This window comes from Trinickia mobilis (assembly GCF_017315705.1).
Classification (GTDB): domain Bacteria; phylum Pseudomonadota; class Gammaproteobacteria; order Burkholderiales; family Burkholderiaceae; genus Trinickia_A; species Trinickia_A mobilis.
In genome coordinates this window covers 177,904-189,711 of record NZ_JAFLRF010000007.1, presented here as the reverse complement: position 1 = coordinate 189,711, position 11,808 = coordinate 177,904, and the positions used below count along the sequence as shown (strand labels likewise).

At 65.6% G+C, this 11,808-nt stretch carries 8 protein-coding genes; 2 read left to right on the top strand and 6 right to left on the bottom strand.

What is annotated here, in order from left to right; translation table 11 throughout:
- Positions 1–122: 122 nt before the first annotated feature.
- From J3489_RS12530 to msrC, 3 genes are all read right to left on the bottom strand, one after another.
- Complete coding sequence (locus J3489_RS12530; RefSeq protein ID WP_206998367.1) at positions 123–1,280, bottom strand: iron-containing alcohol dehydrogenase; 1,158 nt, start codon at positions 1,278–1,280, stop codon at positions 123–125.
- A gap of 207 nt (positions 1,281–1,487) precedes the next feature.
- Positions 1,488–2,090 (bottom strand): TetR/AcrR family transcriptional regulator, encoded by a 603-nt coding sequence (locus tag J3489_RS12525; protein ID WP_206998365.1) that lies wholly within the window; start codon positions 2,088–2,090, stop codon positions 1,488–1,490.
- Between the two features lie 81 nt (positions 2,091–2,171).
- A complete protein-coding gene (gene msrC, locus J3489_RS12520) occupies positions 2,172–2,666 on the bottom strand; it encodes a free L-methionine (R)-S-oxide reductase MsrC (protein WP_206998363.1) in 495 nt (164 codons plus the stop codon).
- 287 nt (positions 2,667–2,953) lie between these two features.
- Here msrC and J3489_RS12515 point away from each other — a divergent pair, with 287 nt between their 5' ends.
- Together J3489_RS12515 and J3489_RS12510 are read left to right on the top strand one after the other, a co-directional pair.
- On the top strand, positions 2,954–3,829 hold the full coding sequence (locus J3489_RS12515; RefSeq protein WP_206998361.1) for an extracellular solute-binding protein: 876 nt from the start codon (positions 2,954–2,956) through the stop codon (positions 3,827–3,829).
- Positions 3,830–3,868: 39 nt separating this feature from the next.
- Positions 3,869–5,737, top strand: a complete 1,869-nt coding sequence (locus J3489_RS12510) for an ABC transporter ATP-binding protein/permease (protein WP_206998359.1) — start codon at positions 3,869–3,871, stop codon at positions 5,735–5,737.
- Between the two features lie 98 nt (positions 5,738–5,835).
- Here the strand turns inward: J3489_RS12510 and J3489_RS12505 are convergent, their stop codons facing one another.
- The 3 genes from J3489_RS12505 to J3489_RS12495 all read right to left on the bottom strand — a co-directional run bounded on the left by J3489_RS12505 (position 5,836) and on the right by J3489_RS12495 (position 11,642).
- Positions 5,836–8,874: an FAD-binding and (Fe-S)-binding domain-containing protein gene (locus J3489_RS12505; protein ID WP_206998357.1), complete on the bottom strand. Its 3,039-nt coding sequence runs from the start codon at positions 8,872–8,874 to the stop codon at positions 5,836–5,838.
- 45 nt (positions 8,875–8,919) lie between these two features.
- Positions 8,920–10,188: an MFS transporter gene (locus J3489_RS12500; RefSeq protein ID WP_206998355.1), complete on the bottom strand. Its 1,269-nt coding sequence runs from the start codon at positions 10,186–10,188 to the stop codon at positions 8,920–8,922.
- Positions 10,189–10,421: 233 nt separating this feature from the next.
- Positions 10,422–11,642: a pyridoxal-phosphate-dependent aminotransferase family protein gene (locus tag J3489_RS12495; protein ID WP_206998354.1), complete on the bottom strand. Its 1,221-nt coding sequence runs from the start codon at positions 11,640–11,642 to the stop codon at positions 10,422–10,424.
- Positions 11,643–11,808 lie beyond the last annotated feature (166 nt).

The following is an 11,808-nucleotide window of genomic DNA, read 5'->3' as shown; positions in this document are numbered from 1 at the left end:
GCTTGCGCAGCTTCGCGGCGTCGGCCGCGGCGACGGCCGGCGCCTGGTTGTTCCGGCCCGCGCGAATGAACGTCAGCACGTCGGCGATCTGGTGGCCGTTCAACATGCCCGCTCGACGCGACTTACAGGCTCGCTTCGAGCACGCGCCGGCTGACGTCGAGCGTGATGTCCTCGCGCTCGCCGAGCTGCGTCATGCCGTGCACCTCCAGTTGCGCGACGAGGGCGTCGATCGCGTCCGCGCCGACGTTGTAGTCGGGCAGGCGCGTCTTCACGCCGAGGCTCTCGAAGAAGGCGCGCGTGCGGCCAATCGCTTCGTCGATGCGTGCATCGTCGTTGCCCGACGTGATCTGCCAAACGCGCTCGGCGTATTGCAAGAGCTTCGCGCGCTTGCTGTCGCGCCGGACCTGGAGCATCGACGGCAGCACGATCGCGAGCGTGCGCGCGTGATCGATGTCGTAGCGCGCGGTCAGCTCGTGACCGATCATGTGCGTCGCCCAGTCTTGCGGCACACCGGCGCCGATCAGTCCGTTCAGCGCAAGCGTCGCAACCCACATCAAATTCGCGCGAACGGCATAGTCGTCTGGATGCGCGAGCGCCTTCGGGCCGATGTCGATCAGCGTCTGCAGCAGCCCTTCGGCAAAGCGGTCCTGCGCGAGGCCGTTCGCCGGATAGGTCAGGTATTGCTCGACGATGTGCGTGAAGGCGTCGACCACGCCGTTGGCGATCTGCCGCGGGGGCAGCGTGTAGGTCTTGGTCGGATCGAGGACCGAAAACTGCGGGAACACCGATTCGTGGCGGAACGCGAGCTTCGCTTGCGTCGCCCGTCTCGTGACCACCGCGCCATTGTTCATTTCGGAGCCCGTGGCGGGCAGCGTCAGCACGGCGCCGAGCGGCAACGCGCCGGTGACGTTCGCACCGTGCGTTTCGAGGATCGTCCAAGGGTCGCCTTCGAAATGCACCGCGGCGGCGATGAACTTCGTGCCGTCGATCACCGAGCCGCCGCCCACCGCCAGCAGGAAGTCGAGCTTCTCGCGGCGCACGACGGCGACGGCCTCCATCAGCGTCTCGAATGTCGGGTTCGGCTCGATGCCGCCGAACTCGCGGATCTCGCGCGCGCCGAGCGCCGCCTTGACCTCGTCGAGCGTGCCGTTCTTCTTCGCGCTCGTGCCGCCGTACAGCACGAGCACGCGCGCCGCAGCTGGCACGAGGTCGTTCAGCTGGCCGATCGCTCCTTGGCCGAAAACGATGCGGGTGGGGTTGTAGTAGTCGAAATTCTGCATCAGGTATTTCTCCATCAATTAGACTGGTCGTCTACGATTAGACCGGTCGTCTCGCCTTTGCGGCAAAAAAAACTTCATAGGCGGGCGCGCCCGCCTAGTCTTTCAAGAAACCGCCGGGCCGCCCCAAGTTTTCCGCCCCGCAGGAAGTCCCCTTGGGGGATTGCCCCCTCGGGGGCCTGACGCGCAGCGGCAGGTCTGGGGGCGCTATTAAAGCGGTCCGGGAAGGTTGAGGATGATGCGCGTGGTCGCCATGGCGGCGTCCAGCGGCTGGCGGCGGTAGCCGATCTTGTCCAGGAGCGTCGCGCCGAGCCATAGCTCATAGAGCGTCGCGGCGGTGCGATGCGCATCGTCGATACCTTTCAGCGAGCCGTCCGCCGCGCCCGCCTCGATGCATTCGGCAATCCGGGCGACGATCCGTTCGGTGCCGTCCTGCAGCACGGCGCACATCGGTTCCGACAGATCGCACACTTCCGCGCCGAGCTTGACGACCAGACACTTGCAGGCAGCATCGTCGCTTTCCTGGTCGTTGCGCCAATCGTCCCAGTAGCTCATCAGCCGCTCGGCGGCGGTGCCGTCCTGACGCACCAGCAGTTCGTCCATGCGTTCGAGATAGCCGGTGAAATAGCCTTCGAGCAACGCCTCGCCGAACGCTTCCTTCGATCCGAAGTAGTGATAGAAGGAGCCCTTCGGGATGCCGGCGGCGCTCAGGATCTCGTTCAAGCCGACCGCCGAAAAGCCCTTGCCGAGCATGATCGGACGCGCGGTGTCGAGGATGTGCTGCCGCATTTCGGCGGCGTTCGCGGATTTCATGGGAACGGATGATAACCGAAAATTAGACCGGTCGTCTAGAAATGAGATTGCGCTGCACCCCCTCACCTTGCACCACCCCAGTTACGCAGCCCAGCCCGCTTCGACAAAGACTTGGCACAGCGCCTCCATCCCCTTCGCGTCGTCGTCGTCGAAACGCGCTAGCAGCGGGCTGTCGACGTCCCAGACGCCGATCAGCTTGCCGTCGGCGTCGACGAGCGGCACGACGATCTCCGATTGCGAGGCAGAATCGCAGGCGATGTGCCCCGCGAACTGATGCACGTCGCGCACGACCTGCGTGCGGCGCGCCTCCGCAGCCGTTCCGCAGACGCCCTTGCCGAGCGCGATGCGTACGCAAGCGGGCTTGCCCTGGAACGGACCGACGACGAGCTCGTTCCCGTCGAAGAAGTAAAAGCCCGCCCAGTTGAGATCGGGCAGCGCGTTGAACACGAGCGCGGCAAAGTTGGCGGCGTTCGCGATCCGGCTGGTTTCGCCGCCGATCAGCGCGCGAGCCTGGGCGGCGAGTTCCTGGTACAGCTCGGCTTTGGGCAACTGGGCGTCGACAGATGCGGAGAACATGGGGCTTGGCCTGAAAGGAGACGGGAAAACGGCGGCAATCGAAGAGCCGCAGTTTAAGACAGCCTGAGGCGGCGTGCATCGCCGCACCTCTTCTTCTCATCAGTACGGGCATTCCGGGCTACCGCTATGTCGCCGCATATATTACGCTCGACGCATAAGCCGGCATCGCGCTCGCCACACCCTATGCAACATATTGATCCTGATATTTCAAAGGCCTGCCTGACGCATGCGAAAAGCTGCCTGGCGAGCGTAATATTGCGTCCTTTATAACGCCAAGGAGAAAAACAATGATTCGCAAGTTGGCGGCCGCCGCCGCGCTCATTGCCGGTGCCGTCTCGGCAGCGCCGGCCTACGCGCAAGGGGAGACAGTCAACGTGCTGTACGCCGGGTCGCTCGTCAATCTGATGGAGCGCAGCGTCGGTCCCGCCTTCGAAAAGGAAACGGGGCTGCAATTCCGCGGCTACGCGGCAGGGTCGAACAAGATCGCCAATGAGATCAAAGGCAAGCTGCGCCGCGGCGACGTGTTCATCAGCGCCAGCCCGAAGGTCAACACGAGCCTGATGGGCGCGGCCAACGGCGACCATGTGAGCTGGTACGTCAACTTCGCCGAGTCGCCGCTCATGATCGGCTACGACCCGAAGAGCAAGTTCGCCGCGGACTTCAAGACCAAGCGCTGGGACCAGGTGCTGCAGGAGCCGGGCATCCGCATCGGCCGCACCGATCCGAAGCTCGATCCGAAAGGCGCGTTCACCGTCGAGATGGTGACCAAGGCCGCCGATCTCTATCGCCAGCCCGACCTCGTCCGGAAGACGCTCGGCGATACCGAGAACCCGTCGCAGGTCCTGCCCGAGGAGACCCTCGTCGGACGCCTGCAGTCCGGGCAGCTCGATGCGGGCTTCTTCTACTCGACCGAGACCTCCGACCTGAAGATTCCCGCGATCCGTCCCGCGCCTGAACTGCAAGCGAAGGCGAGCTACACGCTGACGATACTCAACGACGCGCAAAACGCGACGGGCGCCTCACGCTTCATCGATTTCCTGTTGAGCGCGAAGGGCCGCGCGCTGCTTGCGGAGCATGGCGTCGAGGTCGTCAAGCCGGTCGTCACCGGCAGCACCGAGGCGATTCCGTCGCCGGTGCAAGCCGTGATCGATGCGGCGCCGTAAGCTCACGGCGCCCGCCTTGCCGGCATCGATCGGGAAGTCATGAAGTCACTCGCCGCCCGCCCCCTCTTCTGGCTTGCCGCGCTGCTCGCCGCGTACCTGTGTGCGCCGTTTGTCGCGAGCGTGCCGCAGCTGGGGAACGCCGACTGGGCGAACGTCGACTGGCGGGCAACCTGGTCCGCGGTCGGCGTGTCGGCGGCGAGCGCGAGCGTCGCGTCCCTCGTCATTCTGGTGGGCGGCGTGCCGCTTGGGTATTTCCTCGCGCGCTCCAGTTCGCGCAAGACGGCGCTGCTCGGCTTCGTCGTGCAGTTGCCGCTCGCGCTGCCGCCGCTCACGAGCGGCGTGCTGCTGCTGTTCCTGCTCGGGCCGTATAGCCCGGTCGGCCGCATGACCGGCGGCATCCTCACCGATTCGTTCGCGGGCATTGTCCTCGCGGAAACGTTCGTTGCGGCGCCGTTCCTGATCATCGCCGCGAAATCGGCGTTCGCCGCCGTCGATCCGGTGCTGGACGACGTCGCCGCGACGCTCGGCCATCACGCGGGCAGCCGCTTTTTCCGGGTCACGCTGCCGGTCGCGTGGCCCGCGATCCGGGCCGGCCTCGCGCTCGCGTGGCTGCGCGCGTTCGGCGAGTTCGGCGCGACCGTGATGGTCGCGTATCACCCGTATTCGCTGCCGGTTTATACGTATGTCGTGTTCGGCGGCCAGGGCTTGCCGGCGATGATGCCGCTCCTGTTGCCGACGCTCGCGATCGCGATCGTCTGCGCGGCGCTGTCGATCTATACCCGACGTCAGCGCATCGGCGTGCTGCCCGCCGACAATGGCGATGACCCGGAGTCGCCGCTAGGACGCGCGCCGCGCGCCGCCGCCGACGATCTGCAGCTCACGTTCCGTTTGACCCGCCGCCTCGGTTCGTTCGATCTCGACGTCGCCTACACGGCCGCGACGCGCCGGCTCGCGATCATCGGACCCTCGGGTTCCGGCAAGTCGCTCGCGCTGCGCGTGATCGCGGGGCTCGAGCGCAACGAGGGCGGCACGCTGCGGCTCGGCGCGACCGATCTCGGCGCGCTGCCGCCCGAGCGCCGCCGGATCGGCTACATGCCGCAGGATTACGGCCTGTTCCCGCATATGACCGTCGCGCAGCAACTCGCCTTTCCTGTCGATGCCGACACGGCCGGCGCGCGCTACTGGGTCGAGCACCTCGGGCTCGCGACGCTGGTCGCGCGTCTGCCGCACGAACTGTCGTTCGGCCAGCGGCAGCGCGTGGCGCTCGCGCGCGCGCTCACGCAGCACAGTCAGTTGCTGCTTTTCGACGAGCCGTTCGCTGCGCTCGATACGCCGCGCCGCCGTCGCCTGCAGCAGTCGCTGCGGGCACTGCAGCGCGAGATCGCCGCCGTGACGATCACCGTCACGCACGATCCGGACGAGGCCGCGCTGCTTGCCGACGAAGTGCTCGTCATCGAACATGGCCGCCTGCTGCAAGCGGGTCCGATCGAAACCGTGTTCGAGAAGCCCGCCACGATGCGCGTGGCCGACCTGCTCGGCTTGAGCAATATCGGCGAAGGGATCGTGCGCGCACCGGGACAAGTGCAGATCGGCCGCGATCTGGTGGTGCCGATGGCGGACGAAGCGCTCGCTGCCGGTCAGCGCGTGATGTGGCGCGTGTCGTCGCATGCGATCTGCGCGTCGCACGATGGCGCGCACACGGGAACGGTCGAGGCCGTCGAATTGCGCCGCGGCGAGCGCTATGTGCGGCTCGAAACCGGCGGCGTGCGCTTCGACGTGGCGAGCGACGACCCTCGCTGGCTAGTCGATACGCACCAGCGTTTCGATATCGACGCGGCCGGCGTCTCGGTCTGGGCGATCGGCGCTGCGCACGAGGCAGCGCCTGCGACAGCCGTCAGCGCGACCTAGCGAATTCCGCTGCCTGCGCTGCGATCCATTAAAAGAACCGGCGGGATTCGCGGATAAGCCGCGACATCGCCGCCAGCATGGTCAGGCAGAGGTTCGAATCACAACAACCGCGCGGCCTCGTCCATCAACGCCGCTTCGAGTACACGCGCCACGTGAACGGCCTGCCGCTTCGCCCCGTCGTGAATCTGATGCCGGCAGCTCGTACCGTCGGCGACGATGAGCACGTCGGCGCCGGCCTTGCGCACCGCCGGGAGCAGCGACAGCTCGCCCATCGCCATCGACGTCGCGTAGTGTTCGGCCTCGTAGCCGAAGCTGCCGGCCATTCCGCAGCAGGAAGACTCGACGGTCGAGACGTCGAGTTCGGGAATCCACTTCAGCACGGCCTGAACGGGGCTGAACGCGTCGAACGCCTTTTGATGGCAGTGGCCGTGCACCAGCGCCTGACGCGCACTCAGCGCCTTCAGATCGAGTTCGAGCCGCCCTGCCTTTTGCTCGCGAACCAGGAACTCCTCGAAGAGGAACGCTTGTTCAGCGAGGCGCATGGCCTCGTCGCCGTAGCCATAGCCGAGAAACTCGTCGCGCAGCGACAGCAGGCACGACGGCTCCAGACCGACGATCGGCACGCCGCGTTCCACGAAAGGCTTGAGCGCATCCAGCGTGCGGCGTGCTTCGGCCTTCGCCTCGTCGACCAGTCCCGCCGCGAGGAACGTGCGCCCGCAGCAGAGCGGCCTGCCGTCGGCGCGCGCGCTCAAATGCACCGTATAGCCCGCGGCTGCGAGCACGCGTTGCGCGGCACGCGCATTGCCGGGCTCCAGGTAGTTATTGAACGTATCGACGAAGAGCAGCACTTCGTTGCCGTCTTCGCGCAACGGCAGCGATGTTTGCGCGCTTTCGAGGAACGGCTTTGCAAAACGCGGCAGCGATCGTTGCGGCGCGAACCCCAACGCACGCTTCACGAGATTCGACAGACCCGGCACCGATTCGGCGAGCCCGATTGCCGAGCCGAAACGGCTCGCAAGCGGCGCATAGCGCGGCATGAAGGCCACCATCGTGTCGCGCAGCGGGATGCCGTGCCGGTTCGCCCAAGCGGCACGCGCTTCGATCTTGACGCGCGCCATATCGACGCCGGTCGGACAATCGCGCTTGCAGCCCTTGCACGACACGCACAGACCGAGCACGTCCTTGACCTCGGAACTCGCGAGCCCTTCCTGCCCGAGCTGACCGGAGATCGCGAGCCGCAGCGTATTCGCGCGGCCGCGCGTGACGTGCTGCTCGTCCTTCGTCACGCGATAGCTCGGACACATCGTGCCCGCATCGAACTTGCGGCAATGGCCGTTGTTGTTGCACATCTCGACCGCTTTCGCGAGCCCGGCCGACAGGTCGCCGCCCGTACCCGGCGCGGTCTCCTCCCCCGTCAGCGGATCGCGCGCCACGTTCCATGCCGACCAGTCGAGCGCGGGCGTGAGCGCCGCTTCGCGATAGCCTGGCGCGAAACGGAAGTTCGCTGCGTCGTCCATCTTCGGCGGGTTCACGATCTTGTCCGGATTGAAGCGGTTCTCCGGATCGAAGAGCCGCTTGATCTCGCGAAATGCTTCGTTGATGCGCGGACCGTACTGCCACGCGACCCACTCGCCGCGGCACAGTCCGTCGCCGTGCTCGCCAGAAAACGCGCCCTTGTATTCGCGCACGAGCGCGGCGGCCTCTTCGGCGATCGCGCGCATTTTCTGTGCGCCGTCGCGGCGCATGTCGAGAATCGGCCGCACGTGCAACGTCCCCACGCTTGCGTGCGCGTACCAGGTGCCTTCGGTGCCGTGCTTGTGGAAGACATCGGTGAGGCGGCTCGTGTACTGCGCGAGATGCTCGAGCGGCACCGCACAATCCTCGATGAACGACACCGGCTTGCCGTCGCCGCGCATGCTCATCATGATGTTCAGGCCGGCCTTGCGGACTTCCCACAGCGCTTTCTGCGCGCCGGCGTCGGGCATCTTCACGACCGAATCCGGCAGGCCGAGGTCGCCCATCAATTCGGCGAGCCGGTCGAGTTGCGCAAACGGCAGGTTGCGATCCTCCCCTGCGAACTCCACGAGAAGGATCACCTGCGGATTGCCGGTCAGCGCACTTTGGATCACGGGGCGAAACGCCGGATTGCCGATCGCGAGATCGATCATCGTACGGTCGACCAATTCGACTGCCGTCGGCCCGAGCTTGACGATGTGCTGCGTCAGGTCCATCGCCTGATGGAACGTCGGGAAGTTCACGACGCCGAGCACTTTGTGCGCCGGCAGCGGCGCGAGCTTGAGCGTCAGTTGACGGCTGTAGGCGAGCGTGCCCTCCGAGCCGACCAGCAGGTGCGCGAGATTTGCCGAGCCGTCGTCGGTGTAGGCGCGCGGATTCTGGCAATCGAACAGGTCGAGGTTGTAGCCCGCGACGCGCCGCAGCACCTTCGGCATCTTCTCGACGATTTCCTGCCGCTCGCGTGTCGCGATGCGCGTGAGCGCCGCGACGATCTCCTGCATGCGCGGCGCGCCGCTCGCTTCGGCCAACGGTCCGAAGCGGTGCTGCGAGCCGTCCGCGAGCACTGCATCGATCGACCGCACGTTGTGCACCATGTTGCCGTACTCGATCGAGCGCGAGCCGCAGGAGTTGTTGCCCGCCATCCCGCCGATCGTGCATTGCGCGGCTGTCGAAACATCGACGGGAAACCACAGCCCGTGCGGCTTGAGCCATGCGTTCAGGTGATCGAGCACGATCCCCGGCTCGACCGTCACCGTGCGCGCGGCGGCATCGAAATCGACGACCGCGTTGAGCCATTTGCTGGTGTCGACGACGAGCGCCTCGGCGACCGTCTGCCCGCATTGGCTCGTGCCGGCGCCGCGCGCGAGGACCGGCACTTTCAAGTCGCGCGCGATGTCGAGCGCGATGAGCGCATCGGCCTGATCGCGCGGCACCGCCACGCCGATCGGCATGATTTGATAGATCGACGCATCGGTCGCATAGCGTCCGCGGCTCGCGGCGTCGAAGAAGACATCGCCGCGCAGTTCTTTCGCGAGCTTCGCGGCAAGCGACCCGGCGTGCCGGGCGGCGGGCGGGACCAGCTTGATCGGTTGGGCCACGAGCGAAGCAACAGGCTGTTTCATGACACTCCTACTAGCGCTGAATGTTCGGGAGTCGCGCGCAGCCGGCTACGCGCGCAATTCGCCGACAGGCCCCGCGGGATCGACGGCAAACTTGCTCTCCGGCTGCATCCGGAACGCGAGCACGACGCCGACGCCCATCAGCAGCATGCTGCCGAAGAACGGCAGATCCCAACTGCCGAATCTGTCAATCAGGAATCCGGACAATACCGGCGACAGAATTGCCGCGAGCGCCGAGCCCGTGTTCATCATGCCGCTTGCGGTGCCCGAATGTTCCGGCGCGATGTCCATCGGAATCGCCCACATCGGCCCGATCGTCATCTCCGAGAAGAAAAAGCCCGCTGACAGCGAAGCCAGCGACACGTAGATGTCGTGCGACAGAAAGAGCGGTATCAACGACAGCAGCGTCAGCATCATGCAGATCGCGACCATCCAGCTGCGCGCGCGCTTCAGGCTGCCGGTGCGCGTGAGGATCTTGTCGGTCACGATGCCGCCGAGCGTGTCGCCGAGCACGCCGGCGAAGAACACGCTCGACGCAAACAGCGCCGACTTTTGCAGGTTTAGGTGGTAGCTGTGCAGGAAGTACTGCGGAATCCAGCTCAGAAAAAGCCAGAGCGTCCAGCCATAGCAGAAATAGACGATCGTGACGGGCGCCATGCGCTTGAAGAGCTTGGCCCACGGCACCTTCGCCGCCTTCGGTTTCGGCGCCGGCAGCGCGGCGAGTTCCTGCGGCGTGATGCGCGGATGGTCCTTCGGATATTCCGTGAAGGTCATCGCCCAGACGACCACCCAGACAAAGCTCAACGCCGCGCACGCATAGAACGACTCGCGCCAGCCGTAGGTGGTCATCACCAGGACCACGGCCGCAGGCGCCGCCGCATTGCCCACGCGCGACGCCGCGTGCGTGATGCCTTGCGCAAAGCCGCGCTTTTCCTTCGCGACCCAGCGCGACATCGCCGCGGTCGACGCGGGGAAGGTCGCGCCCTCGCCGAGCCCGAGCAGCACGCGCGCGGCCAGCAGCGAGAAGAGGCCGCCCGCGAAGCCGGTCAGCACCGTCGCGGACGCCCACAGCGCGCCGCAGAAGATCAGCGTCTTGCGCGCGCCGAAGCGGTCGCTGACCCAGCCGCCGATGATCTGGAACACGAGATACGGATACGCGAACGCGGAAAAGACGAGCCCGATCTCCGTCTTCGAGAGACCGAACTCCTTGCCGAACCCCGCTGCGGCAGTGCTGACGTTCACGCGGTCCAGATACGTTATGAAATACATCACACACAACATCAACAACACGATACTGCTCGCACGAATGCGTTTCATCGTCTGTCTCCGTGTCGAACGGGCTTAGCGCTTTAGCTGTCGTTCGGAGTCAGTGCTTTAGCACTGACTCCGAACTCGTGCAGAGCACTTAGCCCGATCCCATGCAAAGCTATCGCGTGGCCGACAGCTCGATCGGCCACGGCCGGCCTCTGCGGGCGGTGATAAAGAATCGGGGCGCGGGCGTTGCTGCACGCGCCGCTTGCGGTCGCGGGCGCACCCGGCGCTCGCGCGGCTTACGCGGCCGCTTTCAAGTTCGGCTTCGCGGCGTTCGATCCGAGGTAATCCATCGCCGCAATCGCGCCGCTCGCCGCCAACGGCACCCCCGCAATCTTCAGGCCCATCTCGCAGCCGGACAGCGTCGCCATCAGCGTGAGGTCGTTGCAGTCGCCGAGATGGCCGATGCGGAACATGCGCCCTTTCAGCTTGCCGAGCCCGGTGCCGAGCGACATGTCGAAGCGCTCGTAGATCGTCTTGCGCACCGCGTCGGCATCGATGCCTTCCGGCGTCATCACGCCGGTGAGCACCGGGCTGTAGACAGCGGGATCGACGCACTGGATCTCGAGCCCCCACGCGCGCACCGCACGGCGGCACGCCTCGGCGAGGCGCTGATGGCGCGCGAATACGTTGTCGAGCCCTTCGCCGAGAATCATCTCGATCGATTCGGCCAGGCCATAGAGGAGATTGGTGTTCGGCGTGTACGGCCAGTAGCCGGTCTTGTTCATTTCGACGATCTCGCTCCAATCCCAGAAGCTGCGCGGCAACTTTGCCGTCTTGCTCGCTTCGATCGCCTTGGGCGAGATCGCGTTGAAGCTGATGCCGGGCGGCAGCATCAGTCCCTTCTGCGAGCCGGATACCGTCACGTCGACACCCCACTCGTCATGCCGATAGTCGGCCGACGCAAGACCGGAGATCGTGTCGACCAACAGCAGCGCCGGATGCCCCGCCGCGTCGATCGCCTGCCGCACCGCCGCGATGTTCGACGTGACGCCGGTCGACGTCTCGTTGTGCACGACGCACACCGCCTTGATCGTGCGCGCCGTGTCCGCACGCAGACGCGCTTCGATCCGCTCGGCGTCGACCCCGCGGCGCCACCCTTCGATGCCCGGCAGGCCGAGGAACTCGGGCTTGAGATCGAGCTTCTCCGCCATCTTCTTCCAGAGCGTCGCAAAGTGCCCTGTCTCGTACATGAGGACGGTGTCACCTGGGCTCAGCGTGTTCGAGAGCGCCGCTTCCCAAGCGCCCGTGCCCGACGCCGGATAGATCACCACCGGGTGTTGCGTCTTGAAGATTTTCTTGATGCCCGCCAGCACTTGCAGCCCGAGCGCCCCGAACTCGGGACCGCGATGGTCGATCGTCGGGTAGCTCATCGCCCGCAGGATGCGATCGGGCACCGGGCTCGGACCCGGGATTTGCAAAAAATGACGTCCGGCAGGATGGAAATCGAGTGTCAGCACCTTGTTCTCCTCACATGAAGCTCAATTGAATTTTGCATTCAAAATACTTTAGCAGTGACATCGGCGCGAGGAAAGCAGAATTTCGGATATTGACTAAGGGTATTCCCGACACGGGTTCTCGCGCGAAAAATGAGGCCTGCGGTAAAATATACGGAACCTTTGCTAG

What these genes read in the sequence shown, in the direction of transcription:
- J3489_RS12515 (WP_206998361.1), top strand. Translation starts at nt 2,954, where the DNA reads ATGATTCGCAAGTTGGCGGCCGCCGCCGCGCTCATTGCCGGTGCCGTC.
- J3489_RS12505 (WP_206998357.1), bottom strand. Translation starts at nt 8,874, where the DNA reads ATGAAACAGCCTGTTGCTTCGCTCGTGGCCCAACCGATCAAGCTGGTC.
- J3489_RS12525 (WP_206998365.1), bottom strand. Translation starts at nt 2,090, where the DNA reads ATGAAATCCGCGAACGCCGCCGAAATGCGGCAGCACATCCTCGACACC.
- J3489_RS12500 (WP_206998355.1), bottom strand. Translation starts at nt 10,188, where the DNA reads ATGAAACGCATTCGTGCGAGCAGTATCGTGTTGTTGATGTTGTGTGTG.
- msrC (WP_206998363.1), bottom strand. Translation starts at nt 2,666, where the DNA reads ATGTTCTCCGCATCTGTCGACGCCCAGTTGCCCAAAGCCGAGCTGTAC.
- J3489_RS12510 (WP_206998359.1), top strand. Translation starts at nt 3,869, where the DNA reads ATGAAGTCACTCGCCGCCCGCCCCCTCTTCTGGCTTGCCGCGCTGCTC.
- J3489_RS12530 (WP_206998367.1), bottom strand. Translation starts at nt 1,280, where the DNA reads ATGCAGAATTTCGACTACTACAACCCCACCCGCATCGTTTTCGGCCAA.